The organism is Nonomuraea sp. NPDC048892 (assembly GCF_040649735.1).
In the GTDB taxonomy this organism is placed as follows: Bacteria; Actinomycetota; Actinomycetes; order Streptosporangiales; family Streptosporangiaceae; genus Nonomuraea; species Nonomuraea maheshkhaliensis.
Map to the genome: position 1 here is coordinate 21,030 of NZ_JBEZFZ010000033.1, position 19,145 is coordinate 40,174.

The 19,145-nt window shown below is 70.6% G+C and carries 17 protein-coding genes; 13 read left to right on the forward strand and 4 right to left on the reverse strand.

What is annotated here, in order from left to right; translation table 11 throughout:
- Nucleotides 1–29: 29 nt before the first annotated feature.
- Entirely contained in the window at nt 30–2,021 is a 1,992-nt protein-coding gene (locus AB0C28_RS49470) for a VanW family protein (protein ID WP_357848545.1), read from the forward strand.
- 79 nt (nt 2,022–2,100) lie between these two features.
- Here AB0C28_RS49470 and AB0C28_RS49475 read toward each other — a convergent pair whose 3' ends face one another.
- Nucleotides 2,101–3,159, reverse strand: coding sequence for a PQQ-dependent sugar dehydrogenase (locus AB0C28_RS49475; RefSeq protein WP_358083457.1), 1,059 nt, complete (start codon nt 3,157–3,159; stop codon nt 2,101–2,103).
- Nucleotides 3,160–3,197: 38 nt separating this feature from the next.
- Here AB0C28_RS49475 and AB0C28_RS49480 point away from each other — a divergent pair, with 38 nt between their 5' ends.
- From AB0C28_RS49480 to AB0C28_RS49505, 6 genes are all read left to right on the forward strand, one after another.
- Nucleotides 3,198–4,106, forward strand: a complete 909-nt coding sequence (locus tag AB0C28_RS49480; RefSeq protein ID WP_357848541.1) for a 2-hydroxyacid dehydrogenase — start codon at nt 3,198–3,200, stop codon at nt 4,104–4,106.
- Between the two features lie 296 nt (nt 4,107–4,402).
- On the forward strand, nt 4,403–6,964 hold the full coding sequence (locus AB0C28_RS49485) for a sensor domain-containing phosphodiesterase (protein ID WP_357848539.1): 2,562 nt from the start codon (nt 4,403–4,405) through the stop codon (nt 6,962–6,964).
- 204 nt (nt 6,965–7,168) lie between these two features.
- Nucleotides 7,169–8,908, forward strand: coding sequence for an acetolactate synthase large subunit (locus tag AB0C28_RS49490; RefSeq protein ID WP_357848537.1), 1,740 nt, complete (start codon nt 7,169–7,171; stop codon nt 8,906–8,908).
- Entirely contained in the window at nt 8,901–9,425 is a 525-nt protein-coding gene (ilvN, locus tag AB0C28_RS49495; RefSeq protein ID WP_346112063.1) for an acetolactate synthase small subunit, read from the forward strand. The genes AB0C28_RS49490 and ilvN overlap by 8 nt, the downstream gene beginning before the upstream one ends.
- Nucleotides 9,426–9,447: 22 nt before the next feature.
- On the forward strand, nt 9,448–10,431 hold the full coding sequence (gene ilvC, locus AB0C28_RS49500) for a ketol-acid reductoisomerase (RefSeq protein WP_357848899.1): 984 nt from the start codon (nt 9,448–9,450) through the stop codon (nt 10,429–10,431).
- Nucleotides 10,432–10,677: 246 nt separating this feature from the next.
- A complete protein-coding gene (locus AB0C28_RS49505; protein ID WP_358083460.1) occupies nt 10,678–11,649 on the forward strand; it encodes an NAD(P)-dependent alcohol dehydrogenase in 972 nt (323 codons plus the stop codon).
- A 65-nt stretch (nt 11,650–11,714) separates the two neighbouring features.
- Here the strand turns inward: AB0C28_RS49505 and AB0C28_RS49510 are convergent, their stop codons facing one another.
- Complete coding sequence (locus AB0C28_RS49510; protein ID WP_358083463.1) at nt 11,715–12,317, reverse strand: TetR family transcriptional regulator; 603 nt, start codon at nt 12,315–12,317, stop codon at nt 11,715–11,717.
- Nucleotides 12,318–12,457: 140 nt separating this feature from the next.
- On the opposite strand from AB0C28_RS49510, the gene AB0C28_RS49515 reads away from it, so the two are divergent.
- The 5 genes from AB0C28_RS49515 to AB0C28_RS49535 all read left to right on the forward strand — a co-directional run bounded on the left by AB0C28_RS49515 (nt 12,458) and on the right by AB0C28_RS49535 (nt 15,546).
- Nucleotides 12,458–12,817 carry a nuclear transport factor 2 family protein gene (locus AB0C28_RS49515; RefSeq protein ID WP_346114007.1) on the forward strand — a complete coding sequence of 120 codons (360 nt, stop codon included), beginning with the start codon at nt 12,458–12,460 and terminating at the stop codon, nt 12,815–12,817.
- Between the two features lie 61 nt (nt 12,818–12,878).
- Entirely contained in the window at nt 12,879–13,409 is a 531-nt protein-coding gene (locus AB0C28_RS49520; RefSeq protein ID WP_358083466.1) for a PadR family transcriptional regulator, read from the forward strand.
- Nucleotides 13,406–14,128, forward strand: coding sequence for a siderophore-interacting protein (locus AB0C28_RS49525; RefSeq protein ID WP_358083469.1), 723 nt, complete (start codon nt 13,406–13,408; stop codon nt 14,126–14,128). The genes AB0C28_RS49520 and AB0C28_RS49525 overlap by 4 nt, the downstream gene beginning before the upstream one ends.
- A 63-nt stretch (nt 14,129–14,191) precedes the next feature.
- Nucleotides 14,192–14,959 (forward strand): type I methionyl aminopeptidase, encoded by a 768-nt coding sequence (gene map, locus AB0C28_RS49530; RefSeq protein WP_358083472.1) that lies wholly within the window; start codon nt 14,192–14,194, stop codon nt 14,957–14,959.
- A gap of 326 nt (nt 14,960–15,285) precedes the next feature.
- The gene (locus tag AB0C28_RS49535; protein ID WP_346114012.1) at nt 15,286–15,546 is read left to right on the forward strand and encodes a hypothetical protein; all 261 of its coding nucleotides are present in this window, start codon (nt 15,286–15,288) and stop codon (nt 15,544–15,546) included.
- A gap of 82 nt (nt 15,547–15,628) precedes the next feature.
- On the opposite strand, the gene AB0C28_RS49540 is transcribed toward AB0C28_RS49535, so the two are convergent.
- Nucleotides 15,629–16,555, reverse strand: coding sequence for an adenosine deaminase (locus AB0C28_RS49540; RefSeq protein ID WP_357848524.1), 927 nt, complete (start codon nt 16,553–16,555; stop codon nt 15,629–15,631).
- Nucleotides 16,556–16,643: 88 nt separating this feature from the next.
- Here AB0C28_RS49540 and AB0C28_RS49545 point away from each other — a divergent pair, with 88 nt between their 5' ends.
- Nucleotides 16,644–17,786: a helix-turn-helix domain-containing protein gene (locus AB0C28_RS49545; protein ID WP_357848522.1), complete on the forward strand. Its 1,143-nt coding sequence runs from the start codon at nt 16,644–16,646 to the stop codon at nt 17,784–17,786.
- Here AB0C28_RS49545 and AB0C28_RS49550 read toward each other — a convergent pair.
- Nucleotides 17,751–18,932 carry an amidohydrolase family protein gene (locus tag AB0C28_RS49550; RefSeq protein ID WP_357848520.1) on the reverse strand — a complete coding sequence of 394 codons (1,182 nt, stop codon included), beginning with the start codon at nt 18,930–18,932 and terminating at the stop codon, nt 17,751–17,753. The two genes, AB0C28_RS49545 and AB0C28_RS49550, sit on opposite strands and share 36 nt — an antisense overlap.
- Between the last annotated feature and the right edge of the window lie 213 nt (nt 18,933–19,145).

Consider the following 19,145-nt stretch of genomic DNA (forward strand, 5'->3'; position numbering starts at 1 on the left):
TTGGCTGCGGACCGGGAGGAGATTGAGGCGTGCGTAACGCCGGACCGATCGAATCACCAACCGACCCGTTCGCCTCGGTGCCACTCCCCACGTCGGGCGTCTCCAAGAAGCCGCGGATCGAAGGGCTGCCTCCGGGAGTCTCCCGGGACATCTTCGGCCCGCCGGGCAGACAGGAGGCGCGGCCGGCCCAGGGCCCGAGCGCCCCGGGCGGACCTTCGGGCAAGAACGCGCTACCGCCGGTGGCGCCGCCCGCCCAACCCTGGCCCATGGTCGGCAAGGAGTCGCCGCCCCCGGCGTTCGGGGGTTCGCCGGAGCGGCCGCCCGCGTACGAGCCCGAGCCGCCGAAGCGCAGCCGGGTGCTGCCCGGGGTGATCACGGTCGTGCTGATGCTGGCGGCGCTCGCCTACGTGGTGCCCGCCGTGCTCATGTCCGGTTCGGTGTTACGCGGCACGCACGTGGCCGGGGTGGACATCGGCGGCCTCACCGTGACGCAGGCGGCCGACAAGCTCCGCAGCGAACTGGCCACCAAGCTCAGCAAGCCCGTCGTGGCCGAGATCGGCGACAACAGGGAGACCATTCAGGCCGACGAGGCCGGGCTAGAGCTGGACGTGGTCGGCACCATCGGGCAGGCGCCCAGCGGGTTCCCCAGCCCGCAGGAGGTGTGGCGCGGGCTCACCGGCACGACCGAGCTCCAGCCGAAGATCTCCGTCGACGCCTCCCAGCTCACCAGGACCGTCGACGGCATGGCGGAGGCCGCGGACAAGCGCGCGCGCGAGGGCCGGGTGACGTTCACCGGCCTGGTGCCCAAGGCGCACCTGCCCCAGGACGGCGTGCTGCTCGACCGGGACGACGCCGTCAAGCGGATCAGCGACGCCTTCCTCAACGGCGGCGGCACGGTGGTCCTCACGCTCAGGCCGGCCAAGCCCGTCACCACTCCCGAGTCCGTCGAGACGGCGGTCGAGAAGGCGAAGGCGGCGGTCGCCGCCCCCCTGACCCTGACGCTCGACGACAAGCAGACGCAGATCCCCCCGGCCACGATCGCCGCCAACCTGACCTACGTGGCCGGCGGTGACGGCGCGCTCGTGCCCGAGTTCAACGCCAAGGCCGTACTGGCCGCAGCGCAGAGCAGCCTTGTGGACGCGGCCCAGCAGCCGCGCGACGCCACGTACCGGATCGTGGACGGCAAGCCGGTCCTGGTCCCCGCGCGCGTCGGACGCGGGATCAACGACAAGCTGCTGGCCAGGGACGCGGAGAAGGTGTTCGACCAGGGCGGCGTCCGGACGATCCCGGTCCGGCTCGGCACCGTCGCGCCCGCCGTGCAGACCTCGGAGATCCAGGGGCTCGGCATCAGGGAGGTCGTGGGCCAGTTCACTTCGACGTTCGACTGCTGCCAGCCCCGGGTGAAGAACATCCAGCGGATGGCGCAGGAGCTCGACGGGCACATCGTCAAGAGCGGTGACACGTTCTCGCTCAACGACTTCCTCGGTGAGCGGACGATCGAGGACGGATACGTCGAGGCCGGGCAGGTCGTCGGCGGCCGGACGGTGAACGTGGTCGGCGGCGGCCAGTCGCAGTTCGCGACGGCCCTCTACAACGCGGCGTTCTTCGGCGGGTTCGAGGACGTCGAGCATCAGGCGATGGACTACTTCGCCGAGCGCTATCCGGCGGGGCGCAGCGTGGCGCTGCTCTACCCGGACGTGGACCTGAAGTGGCGCAACGACTCCGACCAGGGCGTGCTGATCAAGACCGCCTTCACCGAGACGTCCGTCACCGTGACGCTGTGGAGCACCAAGCGCTTCGACAAGGTCGAGGCCGTGGAGTCGGAGCGCAGGGACTTCACGCCGTTCCGGCGCGAGACCAGCTCCGCGCCCGGCTGCCTGCCCACCACGGGACAGCAGGGGTTCACGATCGACGTGACCCGCGTGTTCCACAAGGACGGCAAAGTGGCCAAGAAGGACAAGAAGCTGACCACCAAGTACCGCCCGCAACCCCAGATCGCCTGCACCGGCGTCCCGCGCTGAGAGATCGGGTCCTCGGCGCTCAGATCGCCGAGGGCCCGCGCGGACGTACGCCCGTGGTCAGGACGGGGTCATGACGGGGTCATGACGGGGTGACGGACATGATCCGGTCGTCGCCGTCCCTGACCGAGCCGCGCCCGTCCTTGTTGCTGGTCCCGACCCAGAGCGTGCCGTCGGGAGCCGTGGTGACCGCGCGCAGCCGGCCGTACCGGTCGGTGAAGTGGGCGGCGGGCGTGCCGGCCGAGCCGTCGCCGCTCAGCGGGATCTGCCACAGCCGCTCGCCCCGCAGCGCCCCCATCCACAGCGAGCCCTTCGCGTACGCCAGCCCCGACGGCGAGGCGTCGGAGGTGGGCCAGGTGAGGATCGGGTTCGTGTAGCGGTCGTCGTCGCCGCGCCCCTCGACCTGCGGCCAGCCGTAGTTGGCCCCCGGCTTGATCAGGTTCACCTCGTCGTAGGTGCTGGCCCCGAACTCCGAGGCGTACAGGCGGCCGGAGTCGTCCCAGGCCAGGCCCTGGACGTTGCGGTGGCCGTAGCTGTAGACCAGCGTGCCGAACGGGTTGCCGGGCGCGGGCGCGCCGTCCGCGGTCATGCGCAGGATCTTGCCGCCGAGCGAGTCCCGCCGCTGGGCCATGTCGCGGTCGCCGGTCTCGCCGGTGGTGGCGTACAGGAAGCCGTCGGGGCCGAACGCGAGCCGGCCGCCGTTGTGGATGCCGCCCTTCGGGATGCCCTCGACGATGACGCGCCGGTCGGTGAGGCGGTCACCGTCGAGGCGGTAGCGGACGATCCGGTTGTCCTGATCTGCCGTGTGGTAAAGGAAGATTTGTCCCTCTCTGGCGGCAATGCCCATCAGGCCGCCCTCGCCGTCCGGCCGTACGTCCTCGATCGTGCCCAGTTCCGTCACCGCGCCCGCCGGGCTCACCCGTAGCAGCCGGGCCGAGTCGCGCTCGGTCACGAGGGCGTCGCCGCCGGGCAGGAACGCGATTGCCCACGGGACGGCCAGCCCGGTCACAACGTCCTTGGGGTCGCCGGGGGCGGCCCCGGCGGACACGGCCGCCGTGGGGAGCGCCTCAGCGCCGCCGCCGTAGGAGCCGGAACAGCCGGTGAGCGCCGCCAGCAGCGCGATCGTCCAGAGCTTCCTCATGTGTTCCATACTGACCCCGGAGTCGTAAGGTTCTCGGCATGAAGACCTGGGTTCCGTATGTTTCGGTGGCCGATGTACTGTCCGACCTCCCCGGCGTCGAATGTGCGGTCTATGACGGCACGTCCGCGATGCCGGACGGGGTGGGCGACGTGGAGGTGTGGATCCCGCCGCTCATCCCCGTGCCCGACGTGCCGGGGACGCTGGCCAGGATGGGCTCGCTCAAGCTGCTGCAGACCGTGACCGCCGGCGTGGAGGCGTACCGGCCCCACATGCCCCCGGGCGCGGTGCTGTGCAACGCGCGCGGGGTGCACGACGCGGGCACCGCCGAATGGGCGGTGGGCGCCATGCTGGCGGTCGTCAGGGAGTTCCCCGGGTTCGTGGACGCGCAGCGCAGGGGGGAGTGGACCTACCACCACACCGGTGTGCTGGCCGACTCGCGCGTGCTCATCGTGGGCTACGGCTCCATCGGCGCCGCGCTGGAGCGCCGGCTCGACGGGTTCGAGGTGGAGGTCGTCCGAGTGGCGCGCGGCGCCCGCGACGGCGTGCACGCCATGCACGAACTGCCCGCGCTGCTGCCGGAGGCGGACGTCGTCGTGCTGCTGGTGCCCGCCACTCCGGCCACCGCCGGCATGGTGGACGCGGCGTTCCTGGCGCGGATGAAGGACGGCGCCGTGCTCGTCAATGCCGCCCGCGGCGGGATCGTCGACACCGACGCGCTGCTCGCGGAGCTCAAGAACGGCAGGCTGCGCGCCGCGCTCGACGTGACCGCGCCCGAGCCGCTGCCCGAGGGACACCCCCTCTGGGGCGCGCCGGGCCTGCTGATCACGCCGCACGTCGCGGGCAGCACGCCCGCGTCGGAGCGGCGGATGCTGCGCCTCATGAGGGCCCAGTTGCAGCGCTATCTCGCCGGCGAATCGCTGGTCAACGTCATCACCGACGCATATTGAGAGGATCCCGGAACGTGGCTGGTCCGTGACCTTCGGTGCGTACGGTTGCGTTTGCAGGGAGTTCCTGACTGACTGTCAAGGGACTCTTGGCGGCAAATGGTCTGTGTGGTTATCAGATCGGTGACGACATCGGCGTTGTCACCACCCGCGCACCCGAGACCGCACACACTGGCGAAGTGATCGACCGGGCTTCGGCGGTCGCAGGTGCAGGGTTCGAGACGGGATGGGCAACGACTGTGATCCGCTGGCGTGATCCACGGGTGCCGCCGGCCGCTGCGGCGGCGGCAGGAGCGGTGGTGTTCGCCGCTGCCGTCCTGGCGCAGGCCCCGGCCTTGGTCACCGGCGCGGTCGCCGGAGGGCTGGCGGCGCTGATCGCCGCGGGCTCCCTGCTGTTCGCCTCGGTGAAGCAGGCCGATCACCGGCCGACGGCGATGGGCGCGCGCTGGATGGGCGGTGGGTCGGTCATCTGGGCCGCCGGGGTGGCGCTGCAGACGGTCGCCGAAGGCTTCGTGGCCAGTTTCGCCGACATGTTCGTGCTGCTCGGCACGGTGGTCACGGCGGGCGGCGCGCTGATCGCCGCCGACCGCAGATTTCCGGCCAGAGTCGCTTTACGGCAGCTCACGGACGCCTATCTGAGCGCCGCTTCACTGTTTCTCGTCGGCTGGGTGGTCGCGCTGCGCCACGTCTACGCCGAGACGGCCGATCCGCCCGCTTTCACGCTGGTGATGCTGCCGCCGATGATCGCGCTGCTGGTGACCTGCGCCGTGATCCCTTCGGTGGTGAGCAGCAGGTCATCGTCCTGGCTGCTCGGCCTGGCCGGGGTGGGCGTGCTGGCCACGATGACCGTGGCCGGCGTGGGGCAGGCGGTGGCCCGGCTGATGGACGGTGATCCGCAGCTGTGGAGCGTCCTGCTCGCGCCCGTCGCGCTGCTGCTGCTGGCGGCCGTCCCGTGGGGCCCGAAGGCCGGTGAGTCCGCCCGCCCTGGCGTCGGCCACGCGGTCGGGGTGGCGCCGCTGGCGCTGGTCGCCGTGGCCGCCGTCACGCTGCTGGCGCACCAGGCCGGCGGGCAGGCGGGGCCGGCGGTGACCGGCGTCGTGCTGGTCGCCGTCTCCATAGTGCTGCTCCTGCTGGTGCGCCTGTTCGTGCTCTCCGCGGTCAACGTACGCCTGCGCGGCCTGGTCAAGCTGGGCGACCGCCAGCTCAGGGAGCTGGCCGAGAGCACCGGCGACGTGGTCTTCGCCTGCGACTACCAGGGCGTGGTGCGCGAGATCGGCCCGGGGGTCGAGGTCACCTACGGCTACTGCCCCGACGAGCTGATCGGCGGCTCGATCTTCGACTACATCCACCCTGAGGACGTGCCGGGCATCCAGGCCGCCATGCGCGCCATGCACCTCGACGAGGAGAACGCCGCGCCCGGCACCTGCCTCATCGCCTGCCGGGTGCGCGCGGCCGACGGCACCTGGCGTCCCACCGAGTCCGTGGCCACCCGCAGGGTCGGCGGCGACGAGCGGATGCTGGTGACGACCAGAGACGTCAGCGACCAGGAGGCGCTGCGCAACCAGGTCGCCCACCTCACCTTCCACGACGGCGTCACCGGCCTGCCCAACCGCGCCTACTTCGAGGAGCGCACCCGCGAGGTGCTGGCCGGGCGCACCTCGGGCACGGCCAACGTGGCGGTCATCTTCCTCGACCTCGACGGGTTCACCTCGGTCAACGACTCGGTCGGCCACGCCAGCGGCGACTACCTGCTCGGGCAGGCGGCCCGCAGGCTGCGCGGGGCCGTGCGCCCCGACGACACGCTGGCCAGGTGGGGCGGCGACGAGTTCGCCGTGCTCGTGGAGACCGGCGGCGAGGCGCAGGTGGCGGTCGATCTGGCCGAGCGGCTGGTCGGCGCCGTCTCGCAGGAGCCGTTCCGGGTCGCCGACCGCGACGTGGCGATCACCGCGAGCGTGGGCGTGGCCTTCGCGGAGGACGACCAGCCCGCGGGCGACCTCATGCGTAACGCGGATGTGGCGATGGCGCGCTCCAAGGAACTGGGCGGGCGGCGGGTCGAGGTGTTCGCCGCGCAGATGCACGCCGACGTCGTACGCCGCCTCGAACTGGCCGCCGACCTGCAGCGGGCGCTGATCGAGCAGCAGTTCGCGATCGAGTACCAGCCGGTGGTCGACCTGGCCACCTCGCGGGTGACGGCCGTCGAGGCGCTGGTGCGGTGGTGGCGCGGGTCGGTGTTCGTGCCGCCCGAGCAGTTCCTCGGTCCGGCCGAGGACACCGGGCTGATCGTGCCGCTGAGCGAGTGGATCCTGCGCGAGTCGTGCCGCGAGGTGGCCGCCTGGCGGGCCTCCTCCTGGGACATCGGGCTGTCGCTCAACCTGTCGGCGCGCCAGATCATGGCGCCCAGGTTCGTCGAGACCGTGGAGGAGGCGCTGGCCGAGAGCGGGCTGCCCGCCGCCGCGCTCACCCTTGAGGTGATCGAGGAGATGCTGGTCGAGGACGCCGAGGAGACGATCAAGCGGCTGTCGGAGCTGCGCGCGCTCGGGGTGCGCCTGGCCATCGACGACTTCGGCACCGGCTACGCCTCGCTGGCCTTCCTGCGGCAGCTTCCCGTCGACATGATCAAGATCGACCCGTCGTTCGTGTCCGGGCTGGGCCGCGACGACACGCTGACCCTGCTCACCCGCACGATCGTGCGGCTCGGCCACGACCTCGGGCTCATCGTGGTGGCCGAGGGCATCGAGCGCCCCGAGCAGCTCGAACTGCTCAAGCAGATGGGCTGCACGCGCGGGCAGGGGTTCCTGGTGGCGCGGCCGATGGCGGCGCGGGGAGTCGACTCGCTGCGGCGGACGAGTCTCACCGTTTGAGACATGTGTCCACCAAGTTGACACTGGGGCGTTCGGAGCGGCTATGGTGTAAGCCATGCTTCGCAGTGAGATTCTCGTAGTACTTCGCCGGCGCGCAGGCCGATAGCGAAGCACGACGACCTGCGCGCCGCCCCAGACCCGCCACCTGGCGGGACGGGGCATTTTTTATGTCCTTAAGCGAGTAGCCACGCAAGGAACGAGCCGATGACCGAACGGATGACAGGTGCACAGGCCCTGGTCAGGGCGCTGGAGCACGTGGGAGTCGACACAGTGTTCGGGATCCCGGGCGGTGCCATTCTGCCGGCCTACGATCCTCTCTACGACTCGACCAAGGTCCGTCACGTGCTCGTACGCCACGAGCAGGGGGCTGGGCACGCGGCCGAGGGCTACGCGCAGGCCACCGGCAAGGTCGGGGTGTGCATGGCGACCAGTGGCCCCGGCGCCACCAACCTGGTGACCCCGATCGCCGACGCCTATATGGACTCGGTGCCGATCGTGGCCATCACCGGGCAGGTGGCCAGCGCCGCCATCGGCACGGACGCCTTCCAGGAAGCGGACATCTCCGGCATCACCATGCCGATCACGAAGCACAACTTCCTGGTGACCGATCCTGCGGACATCGCCCGTACGATCATGGAGGCCTTCCACATCGCCTCCACCGGCCGTCCCGGCCCGGTCCTCGTGGACATCTCCAAGGACGCGCTGCAGTCCGAGACCTCCTTCAGCTGGCCGCCCACCATGCAGCTCCCGGGCTACCGCCCGGTCACCAGGCCCCACTCCAAGCAGATCCGCGAGGCCGCCAAGCTGATCACGGAGGCGAGCCGGCCCGTCCTGTACGTCGGCGGCGGCGTCCACAAGGCCCGCGCCGCGGCCGAGCTGCTGCACCTGGCCGAGCTGACCAACATCCCCGTCATCACGACCCTGATGGCCAGGGGTACCTTCCCCGACAGCCACCCCCAGCACATGGGCATGCCGGGCATGCACGGCAGCGTCTCGGCCGTCGGCGCGCTGCAGAAGTCCGATCTGATCATCGGCCTGGGCGTGCGCTTCGACGACCGGGTCACCGGAAACCTGGCGTCCTTCGCCCCCTACGCGAAGATCGTGCACGCCGACATCGACCCGGCGGAGATCTCCAAGAACCGCCACGCCGACGTGCCGATCGTGGGCGACTGCAAAGAGGTCATCACCGACCTCATCGCCGCCATCGAGGCGTCCGGCCAGAAGGGCGACTACGCCGACTGGTGGACGATGCTCAACGGCTACAAGCAGACCTACCCGCTGGGCTACGACGAGTTCGAGGACGGCTCGCTGGCCCCTCAGTACGTCATGGAGCGGCTGAGCGCGATCGCCGGTCCCGACACGTACTACGTGGCCGGGGTCGGGCAGCACCAGATGTGGGCCTCGCAGTTCATCGGCTACGAGAACCCGGGCACGTTCATCAACTCCGGCGGCCTCGGCACCATGGGCTTCGCCGTCCCGGCCGCGATGGGCGCGAAGATGGGCCGCCCCGACGCCACCGTGTGGGCCATCGACGGCGACGGCTGCTTCCAGATGACCAACCAGGAGCTGGCCACCTGCGCCCTGGAGGGCGTGCCGGTCAAGATCGCCGTCATCAACAACGGTAACCTCGGCATGGTCCGCCAGTGGCAGACGCTCTTCTACGACCAGCGTTACTCCAACACCGACCTGCAGACGGCACGCCGCATCCCGGACTTCGTCAAGCTGGCCGAGGCCTATGGTTGTGTGGGCCTGCGATGCGAACGTCCCGAGGACGTGGACGCCGTCATCAAGAAGGCCATGGAGATCAACGACGTGCCCGTCGTGGTCGACTTCGTCGTCCACCAGGACGCGATGGTCTGGCCCATGGTCGCGGCGGGCACCAGCAACGACGACATCAAGATCGCCCGTGACATGGCGCCGAAGTGGGAGAACGAGGATGAGTAGACACACGCTGTCGGTGCTGGTCGAGAACCGCCCCGGCGTCCTGGCACGCGTGTCGGCGCTGTTCAGCCGGCGCGGCTTCAACATCGACTCCCTGGCCGTCGGGCCGACCGAGCACGACGACATCTCCCGCATCACGATCGTGGTCAGTGTGGAGGAGTTGCCGCTTGAGCAGGTCACGAAGCAGCTCAACAAGCTGGTGAACGTGCTCAAGATCGTCGAGCTGGACCCTTCGCAGTCGGTGCAGCGCGAGCTGATGCTGATCAAGGTCAAGGCCGACTCCGAGAGCCGCTCCCACGTGCTGGAGCTCGTCCAGCTCTTCCGGGCCCGCTGCGTGGACGTGGCGGCCGACGCGGTGACCATCGAGGTCACCGGCACTCCCGACAAGCTCGAGGCCTTCGTCAAGGTGCTGGAGCCGTTCGGGATCAAAGAACTCGTCCAGTCGGGCATGGTGGCCATCGGCCGCGGCGCCCGTTCCATCACCGACCGGTCCCTCAGGGCACTGGACCGTACCGCCTGAAAGGTTTTAGCAAGTGACCGAGATCTACTACGACGACCAGGCCGACCTGTCGATCATCCAGGGGCGCCACGTGGCCGTGCTGGGGTACGGCAGCCAGGGCCACGCCCACGCGCTCTCCCTGCGTGACTCCGGCGTCGACGTGCGCGTCGGGCTGCCCGAGGGCTCCAAGAGCCGCGAGAAGGCCGAGAACGACGGCCTGCGCGTGCTCACGCCCTCCGAGGCGGTCGAAGAGGCCAATCTCACGATGATCCTCGCGCCGGACCACATCCAGCGCCACCTCTACGCCGAGCACGTCGCCCCCAACCTGGTCGAGGGCGACGCGCTGTTCTTCGGCCACGGTCTCAACATCCGCTACGGGCTGATCGAGGCCCCCGAGGGCGTCGACGTGTGCATGGTGGCCCCCAAGGGCCCCGGTCACCTCGTCCGCCGCCAGTTCGAGGCGGGGCGCGGCGTCCCGGTGCTCGTCGCCGTCGAGAAGGACGCCTCGGGCAAGGCGCTCGACCTCGCGCTCTCCTACGCCAAGGGCATCGGCGGCACCCGCGCCGGCGCGCTGCGCACCACGTTCAAGGAGGAGACCGAGACCGACCTGTTCGGTGAGCAGGCCGTGCTCTGCGGCGGCGTCTCCGAGCTGATCAAGGCGGGCTTCGACACCCTCATCGAGGCCGGCTACCAGCCCGAGGTGGCCTACTTCGAGTGCCTGCACGAGATGAAGCTCATCGTCGACCTCATGTACGAGGGCGGCATCTCCAAGATGTACTGGTCGGTCTCCGACACGGCCGAGTACGGCGGCTACACCCGCGGCCCGCGCGTCATCACCGACGAGACCCGTCAGGAGATGCGCCGCATTCTGTCCGAGGTCCAGGACGGCACCTTCGCCCGGCAGCTGGTCGAGGAGTTCGACGGCGGCCAGAAGGAGTTCCAGCGCTACCGCGGTGAGCTGTCCGAGGACGCGATCGAGAAGACCGGCGCCAAGCTTCGCCCGATGATGAGCTGGCTCAAGGCCTGACCGCCTGAACGCCTGAACCGCTCAACGGCTGAACTGCTCAACGGCTGGGTGCCTGAACGGGTGAAACGGCCTGGACGGCCGAGCGCCTGAACGGCCGGATGCCTGAACGAACGCGAGCCGCGGCGGCTGGAGGATCTCCTCCGGCCGCCGCGGTTTTTTGTCGCCCGCGACCCCCGCACAAACACCCATATAGGAGGTATGGTTTTCATATGTCAGAAATTTCTTTCACGTGTCAGAGGAGACACCATGACGATGAAGGCCATCCGCTACCACGCTTACGGCCCGCCTGACGTCATCGAGCTGCGTGACGTGGCCAAGCCCGTGCCGGGTGACGGCGAGGTGCTGGTCCGGGTCCGCGCGGCCGCGGTCAACCCGGGCGACCACCACCTGCTCAGAGGCAGCCCGTACATCCTGCGCGCGATGGCGGGCCCGGCCCGGCCGAAGCAGCCCGGGCTCGGCAAGGACCTGGCCGGCGTGGTGGAGGCGGTGGGCGGGGGCGTCACGGCGTACGAGCCCGGCGACGAGGTCTTCGGCTGCGCCCAGGGCGCCTTCGCCGAATACGTCACCGTGCGCGCGGACGGGCCGCTGGCGCGCAAGCCCGCCGGGCTGACGTTCGAGCAGGCCGCCGCCCTGCCCACCTCGGGGCTGACCGCGCTGCGGGCCCTGCGCGGGGAAGGGCGGGCGGGGCGGCGGGTGCTGGTCAACGGGGCCTCGGGCGGCATCGGCACGTGCGCGGTGCAGTTCGCCAAGGCGTACGGGGCCGAGGTGACGGGCGTGTGCAGCCGCGGGAACGCCGACCTGGTCCGCTCGCTCGGCGCCGACCACGTCATCGACTACGGCAAAGAGGACTTCACCCGCACCGGCCGCCGATACCACCTCATTCTCGACAACGTGGGCAACCGTTCGGTGGCCGACCTGCGGCGCGCGCTCACCCCCGACGGAATTCTCATCCCCAACAGCGGCACCGGCGGCGGGCCCTGGTTCGGGGTGATGGGCCGCCTCATCCGCCTCAAGGCGATGTCCCCGTTCGTCCGCCACACGTTCGTCACCTTCGTCACCAAGGAGAACGCCGCGGACCTCGACACCCTGCGCGAGCTGGTCGAGACGGGCAAGCTCACCCCCGTCATCGACCGGACCCACCCGCTGAGTGAGGTCCCGGAAGCCATCACCCACTTCGAAGGGGGCCACGCGAGGGGCAAGGTCGTCATCACGCTCTGACGACCACGCCAGAGGCAAGGTCGTCATCACGCGCTGACGAGCGCCGCCAGGCGGCGGGCGGAGCCTTACCGCCGGGGAGGGGGCCGGAGCCCGTCGAGGATGATCCGGGCGAGGTGGGTGGAGCGTTCGGGGCTGGTGTCCGCGCCGGCGTGCCGGATCGCGGCGAAGGCGCCGGCGACGATCGCCATCACCTCGTCGACGGTCACGTCTTCGCGTACGACGCCGGCCTGACGAGCGCGATCGAGCAGGCGCGCGACCTGGTGCGTGAGGCCGGCGGCGGCGTCGGGAGCGGCGTCGCGCAGGTCGAACTCGGCGGCCGTGAGCGCGCTCTTCACCGCCGCGTTCTCCGCCCCCGAGGCCATCATCCGGGACAGCAGCGTGAACAGCGCGGCCGGATCGTCTGTGGCGGCGAGCGCCTCTCCTTCGGCGACCAGCCGCCTGATCTGGTCGATCGCGACGGCCAGGTAGAGCGCCTGCTTGGTGGGGAAGTGCCGGTGGACGGTGCCAGGGCCGACCCCCGCGCGGCGGGCGATCTCGTCGAGCGAGATGCCGAGGCCCTGAGCGGCGAACAGCCGTTGTGCGGTCGCCAGCACCTGCTCACGGTTGCGGCGCGCGTCGGCCCGAGGCTCCCGGTCGGTCACGGGATCCGCCGGCGGCTCGGCCGGCACGGGTCCGTGGCTGGACGTCTCACCGCCCTAGCTTAACCGGGGCGCCGCCCCGTATGCTCATCGGATAAGCGGGGCGACGCCCCGGTTAGCTGGCCGTCTGGCCGTCAGGTGAGCCGGCCGAGGACGAGGAGGGGCCTTCGATGACCACCCGCGAGGAAGCCGGCGCCCTGGTGCGGCGGATGCAGGACTGTTTCAACACCCGGCGGTTCGACCAGGCCGCCGAGCTGTTCACGCCCGATTTCCGCAACCATCCGCTCGGCGCCACCGGGTTCGAGGCGGGCCGGGCGGCCTGGGTCCAGGTCGTCGCCCGGTTTCCGGAGATGCGGGTGGTCGCCGACGACATTCTGATCGACGGTGACAAGGTGGCCGTCCGCTCGTCCGTCGAGGGAATGGGCGCCCAAGGCGATGCCCGTCCCGTGCTCATCGAGATCTTCCGCATCGACGACGGCCGGCTCGCGGAGACCTGGGGCGTCACCGAGGGCCCGGATCCGCGCCGCTGAGCGATAAAGTCGAGATAGTACGTCTTTGCTCCGATATATCGTTCGATATAGCATCCGATCTATGATGAACGCACGTCGCAACCAAGGCGTCGGCGGCATGGGCCCCACGGGGCGCTTCTTCGGGCCGGGTGAGCTGCGGCTGGCCATCCTCGCCCTGGTCGCCGAGGCGCCCGGCCACGGCTACCAGCTCATGGGCCGGCTCGCCGACCGCTTCAACGGCACCTACGAGCCGAGCGCCGGCTCCATCTACCCGACCCTGCAACTGCTGGAGGACGAGGGCCTCGTCCGCGCCGAGTCCACGGACGGCCGCAAGGTCTACCACGTCACCGACGAGGGCGGACGGGTGGCCGCCGAGAAGGCCGAGGAGATCGAGCGCCTGTGGGGCCGGGCCGCGGGCCGGGGTGAGTGGGGGATGTTCCGCGAGCCCGAGGCGGCGGAGATCGTCGGCCCCGCGCTGCGCCTGGTCAAGGCCGCGGTGAAGGCGCTCGCCCACGCCCACGGCGATCCGCGGGTGGTCGAGCGGATCCAGGAGATCTTCGTGGACGCCCGCCGCCGGATCGAGGACCTCGATGCCGAGAGGAGCCGGTCATGAGCCCCAGTGTCGCCCGCAGGTTGCTCGACCGGTTCTTCCTCAAGGGGGAGGTGATCGAGGCCGAGCAGCTGACCACCCGCATGCGGCGGGTCAGGATCGGCGGGCCGGCTCTGGCGTACCTGCGGTGGACTCCCGGCCAGCACATCCGGCTGCTGATCGAGGGCGGCGGCCCGCTGGGCGGCGTGCTGCGGACGTACTCGATCTGGTGGCACGACCCCTCCTGGGAGGCCCTCGACCTCGTCGGCTACGACCACGGCGGCGACTCGCCGGGCGTCTCCTGGATCAGGAACGCCGCGCCAGGGCAGCGGGTGTCCTTCACCCGCCCGGAAGGGAGCTTCGTGGTGCGAGAGGAGGCGCCGTACCACCTGTTCGCGGGGGAGGAGACGGCGTCCGTGGCGTTCGGGGCGATGCTGCGGGCCCTGCCCGCCGGGGCGCGGGCGTACGGGGCGGTGGAGGCGGAGGGGCCGGGCGACCACCTCGGCCTGCCCGGCGACCTGGTCGAGGTGTGCCGGGGCGGCGCGTCCGCGGCGCGGTCGGAGGCGCTGGTGAACGCGGTCAGGGAGCTGGACCTGCCCGACACTCCCGGCGTGGCCTATCTGGCGGGGGAGGCCCGCACGATCCAGGCCGTGCGCGCCCACCTGGTCGGCGAGCGCGGGTGGCACCGCAGGGACGTGCGGACGAAGCCGTTCTGGACCCCCGGGAGGAAGGGCCTGGACTGACCCGCGCGAGCACTCCACTGGGCGTGATAAAAATACCGGTATAGTTATCGCTCAGGAGGAGTCATGATCGAACTGAAGTCGGCCGGTGAGATCGCCGCCATGCGGGAGGCGGGCAGGGTGGTCGCCGCCATACACAGCGCGGTGCGCGAGCGGGCGGACATCGGGGTGACGCTCAGGCAGCTGAACGAGGTGGCCAGGACCGTGCTTGAGGAGGCCAAGGCCGGGGCGTCGTTCCTCGGATACCACCCGTCGTTCGGCGCCACGCCCTATCCGGGGGTCATCTGCACCAGCGTGAACGGCACCATGCTGCACGGGCTGCCGACGTCGTACCGGCTGCGGGACGGAGACCTGCTCAGCGTGGACTGCGGGGCGATCGTCGAGGGCTGGCACGCCGACGGCACCGTCAGCTTCACGGTCGGCCACCCCCGCGCCGAGGACCTCAAGCTGATCAGGGTGGCCGAGGAGACGCTCGCCGCGGGCATCGAGGCGGCCGTGCCCGGCGGCCGGATGGGCGACATCGGGCACGCCATGTCGACGGTCGGGCGCGGCGCCGGCTACGGCATGCAGAACGACTTCGGCGGCCACGGCATCGGCCGGTCCATGCACGAGTCGCCGTGGGTGCCCAACGAGGCCAGGCCCGGCAGAGGGCTGCGGCTGCGGCCCGGGCTGGTGATCGCGATCGAGCCCAGCCTGATGGCCGGTGGCGGCGACGACTACTACATGGCGGACGACGGCTGGTCGGTGTGCTCTGCCGACGGAAGCAGAAGCGTGCACGTCGAGCACACCGTGGCCATCACCGAGGACGGCCCCGTCATCCTGACCCTGCCGTAGCGGCGGTCGGATGGGTGCCGTTCTGTGGTTATCCGGGCGATGATGATCCGCTACGCGGAGTCACGACTAGTCTGCCCACACTGCTCCCCTTTCAAAGCCCTGAGAGGGCGCCTGGCACGGTCATGGAAGCCTCATGAGCGGGGCGGGCAGCCCTTCAGTCACCCGCAGACCTGCGCCAAGCCGGGAGTTCTTCTTCACCTGTTCGGTAATGTGGCGGGTTTTCCCTGGTCAAGCCGGAAATTATCGGCGTTTGTCGAACTTGGGGGCAGGGCAGATCTTCTCCCGATAGCTACGGAGAGTAGTCGAGAGGTATCAGGGAGAATCACATGTACAAATCAGGACTCGTCCTGGCCGGTCTCGTCGGCGGGATGGTCATGTTCGGCGGCTCCGCGGTAGCTGCCACGGCCGAGTGGCCCCGGGCCAACGAAGACGCGCAGCGCACCTTCTTCTTCTGCGGCGACGAGAACATCTTCGCCCAGGGCGAGGTCGACAACAGCACGAGCGGTGTCCTCGTCGTTCAGACCGGTGACATCCTGAGCCAGATCCTCGGCATCAAGAGCGAAGACACGAAGTGCTCCATCAGCTAACGTCATTCCTCTGCAGCTGAGCAGCGTTATCCAGGGGCCCATCCGCCGGGTGGGCCCCTACACCATGTTCGCCCCTCGTTGTTCAGCCCTCATAGGCGAACGCGGCGTCGAAGGAGTTGCGGGCGATCCGGTCGAGCTGCTCGTCGGTCATCCCCAGCTCGCGCCGCAGCGCCGCGTAGTTGTCCTCCACGTAGCCGCCGAAGTAGGCCGGGTCGTCGGAGTTGACGGTCACGACCAGGCCCTCGTCCAGCATCGCGGGCAGGATGTGGTCACGCAGGGACGGCACCGCCCGCAGCCGTACGTTCGACAGCGGGCAGACGGTCAGCGGGATGCGCTCCTCCCGCAGGCGGGCCACGAGCTGCGGATCCTCCATCGCCCTGATCCCGTGGTCCACCCGCTCCACGCCCAGGACGTCCAGCGCCTCCCACACGTAGTCGGGCCCGCCCTCCTCGCCCGCGTGCGCCACCCGGCGCAGCCCCTCCGCCGCGGCGATGTCGAAGACCCGCCGGAACAACGACGGCGGATATCCCACCTCCGCCGAGTCCAGCCCCACCCCGATGAAGCGGTCACGGAACGGCAGCGCCGCGCGCAGCACCTGCTCGGCCTCCTCCGCGCCCCTGTCTCGCAGGAAGCACAGGATGAGCGCGGCCGACGCCCCCGAGTCCTTGATCGCCGCCGACAACCCGCCGAACACCGTCTCCAGAGCCACGCCCCTGCTCAGATGCGCCTGCGGATCGAAGAAGATCTCCGCGTGCCGCACCCCCTGCCCGGCGGCCCGCCGCAGGTAGGCACTGGCCAGGTCGTAGAAGTCCTGCTCGGTGCGCAGGACCGCGAGGTTCTCGTAGTACACGTCCAGGAACGAGCGCAGATCCGTGAAGGAGTAGCGGGAGCGGATGGCCTCCACGTCGTAGGTCGGCAGGTCGATCCGGTTACGCCGGGCCAGCTCGACGACGAGCTCGGGCTCAAGGGTGCCCTCGATATGCAGGTGGAGTTCTGCTTTGGGACGCATGGCAACGAGTAAACCGGACCCACGTAGTGCGAGGTATCGTGCGAACCTCTGAACTCTCACCCCGTGAGCTGGCATAACATCAGATTTCATGACGCTGGAGGATCTGCTGGCACGCGAGGACCTGCGGCTCACGCTGGTGACCGGGGCCGGCGCCCTCGACCGCGAGATCCGCCGCGCGTACCCGACGGACCTGCCCGACCCCCGCCGCTACCTGCGCTCCGGCGATCTCGTGCTCACCAGCGGCGTCTGGTACGCCGAGCCGTCCGACTGCGAGCGCTTCGCCGACGCGCTGTGGGCCAGCGACGCGGCCGGCCTGGTCGTCGGCCTGATCGTGCTCGGCGAGCTGCCGGGCGAGCTGGTCAAGGCGTGCGAACGCCGCCGGCTGCCGCTCCTGCTGGCCGCCCCCGACCAGGCGTTCGGCGCGATCACCGAGGTGGTGACCGCCGAAGGGTTCGCCGCCGAGCAGCGCAGGGCCGAACGGGTCAGGGCGCAGACGCTGCTCGACGTGCTCGGCCGCATTCCGCCGGGCGAGGTGTCGGCACACCTGCGGCTGCTCGGAGCAGACCCGGGGCTGCCCACCGCCGCCATGGCGGTCACCCTGACCGGCGGCCCCGACCTCGACCTGCCCGAGTTGCTGCACGAGGGCCTGGCCAGGAAGGGCCGGCACCTGATCGTCGGCGGCACCCCGCACGAGGCGATCGTGCTGGTCAACGGCCGCGCCTCGCGCAAGAGCCTGGCCGACGAGCTGCGCGACCTGGTCGCCGGGCGGCGGGGCACGAGCATCGCGGCCGGGATCAGCGAGATGGCGGCCAGCGTGTCACAGCTCGGCGAGGCGCTGGAGACGGCCAGGCGCGGCATGGAGTCGGCCAGGACCGGGCCGGGCCCCGTGTCGATCATGTCGCTGGCCGACATCGACAGCTTCGACCTGCTGCTGGCCTCGCTGCCCGCCGCCACCCGCCGCTCCTTCCGCGACCACCTGCTCGGGCCGGTGGAGGAGTACGACGCCCGGCACGGCTCCGAGCTGCTGCGCACGCTGGACATCTTCCTGGAGACGTGCGGATCCTGGCAGCGCACCGCCGACGAGCTGTACGTGCACGTCAACACCCTGCGCTACCGGATGCAGCGGATCGAGGAGCTGACCGGGCGGCGGATGACGTCGATGCGCGACCGTACGGACCTGTATCTGGCGCTGCGCTCAGGGCAGCCGGCCCGCGACGAGCCGGCCACGTGAGACCACGGCCACGATGTTCTCCGTGGCCAGGTCCTCGATGCGCTCCCACGGGCGGCCGCGCAGCACGATCAGGTCGGCGCCCAGGCCGGGCGCGAGGCGGCCGACGGGCATGCCGATCGCGTCGGCGGCGTCGGAGGTGGCCGCCCGCAGCGCCGACTCCGCGTCCATGCCCAGGATGCGCGTCATGTGCACGACCTCGGCGAGCTGGTCGCCGAACCGCACGTGGTGGCCGTTGGCGTCGGTGCCGAGCACGAACCGCACGCCCAGCGCCGCGGCCTGGGCCAGCAGCACGTTGCGGGTGGCGACCAGCTCGGCGGCCTTGTCCATCGCCTCGCGGGTGACCGGCACCCGGCCCTCGGCGATGGCCTCGTTGATGAGCAGCGTGGGGGCCACGGGAGTGCGCCGCGCGGCCAGCGTCTCGGCCAGGTCGCGGCTCATGAGCGTGCCGTGCTCGATGGAGTCGACGCCCTCCTCGACGGCCACCCTGATGCCGTCCTCGGAGTGGGCGTGGGAGGCGACCGGCATGCCGAGGGCGTGGGCCTCGTCCACGACGGCCCTGATCTCGTCGCGGGTGTAGTTGCGCCAGACGTTCCTGTCGCCGATCGACAGCACGCCGCCGCTGGTGGTGAGCTTGATGCCGTCCATGCCGGCCCTGGCCCAGGTACGGACGAGCTTGCGGCACTCGTCGGGCCCGTCGGCGGTCGGCTTGCGCAGCGGCACGGCGGGCGGCACGAACAGGTCGTTGTGCCCGGCGGTCATCCCCACCACGCCGTGCACCTGGATGCGCGGCCCCGCCAGCACCCCGGCGTCGAAGACCCGGCGCAGCGCGACCTGGGCCTCGTCGCCCGCCAGGTCGCGCAGCGTCGTCACGCCGTGCCGCATGGCCTGCTGGGCGTGGGCGGCGCCGTGCAGCACCTGCTCGTCGCGGGTCGTGGTGAGCGGCCAGGTCGCGAAGTCGGGCGGCGCGCCGTCGCCGGCGTAGCCGACCAGGTGAACGTGCGTGTCGACCAGGCCGGGCAGCACGCACAGGTCGCCGTGGCGCTGCGCCGCCGGGCTGAGGTCCGTGATCCGGTCGGGCTCCCAGGCCAGATCGACCGGGCCGCGATATTCGGTACCGTCCCAAAGGGGGATTCCGTCGAGTCTCATCTCAAGGCCCGACGCTACCCGAGCCCCTGGGCCGCTGGAGGGATCTACGGTCCTGATGCCGCCCTCTCGTAGGGACCTACAGGGCCCGCCAGCGCTTTTCCCGGCTTGTCCGCCTTCCACGGCCGGATCGGCCCGCAGTCCGAAATGACCGTCACACGATGGTAATAATCGGGAGATAGCTTCCTGACCTGCACGTCTAGGCCGTTCAAGGAG

Coding starts and splice junctions, on each gene's coding strand:
- AB0C28_RS49475 (WP_358083457.1), bottom strand. CDS start 3,159: ATGAGGAAGCTCTGGACGATCGCGCTGCTGGCGGCGCTCACCGGCTGT.
- AB0C28_RS49480 (WP_357848541.1), top strand. CDS start 3,198: ATGAAGACCTGGGTTCCGTATGTTTCGGTGGCCGATGTACTGTCCGAC.
- AB0C28_RS49490 (WP_357848537.1), top strand. CDS start 7,169: ATGACCGAACGGATGACAGGTGCACAGGCCCTGGTCAGGGCGCTGGAG.
- ilvN (WP_346112063.1), top strand. CDS start 8,901: ATGAGTAGACACACGCTGTCGGTGCTGGTCGAGAACCGCCCCGGCGTC.
- AB0C28_RS49505 (WP_358083460.1), top strand. CDS start 10,678: ATGACGATGAAGGCCATCCGCTACCACGCTTACGGCCCGCCTGACGTC.
- AB0C28_RS49515 (WP_346114007.1), top strand. CDS start 12,458: ATGACCACCCGCGAGGAAGCCGGCGCCCTGGTGCGGCGGATGCAGGAC.
- AB0C28_RS49520 (WP_358083466.1), top strand. CDS start 12,879: ATGATGAACGCACGTCGCAACCAAGGCGTCGGCGGCATGGGCCCCACG.
- AB0C28_RS49525 (WP_358083469.1), top strand. CDS start 13,406: ATGAGCCCCAGTGTCGCCCGCAGGTTGCTCGACCGGTTCTTCCTCAAG.
- map (WP_358083472.1), top strand. CDS start 14,192: ATGATCGAACTGAAGTCGGCCGGTGAGATCGCCGCCATGCGGGAGGCG.
- AB0C28_RS49535 (WP_346114012.1), top strand. CDS start 15,286: ATGTACAAATCAGGACTCGTCCTGGCCGGTCTCGTCGGCGGGATGGTC.
- AB0C28_RS49540 (WP_357848524.1), bottom strand. CDS start 16,555: ATGCGTCCCAAAGCAGAACTCCACCTGCATATCGAGGGCACCCTTGAG.
- AB0C28_RS49545 (WP_357848522.1), top strand. CDS start 16,644: ATGACGCTGGAGGATCTGCTGGCACGCGAGGACCTGCGGCTCACGCTG.
- AB0C28_RS49550 (WP_357848520.1), bottom strand. CDS start 18,932: ATGAGACTCGACGGAATCCCCCTTTGGGACGGTACCGAATATCGCGGC.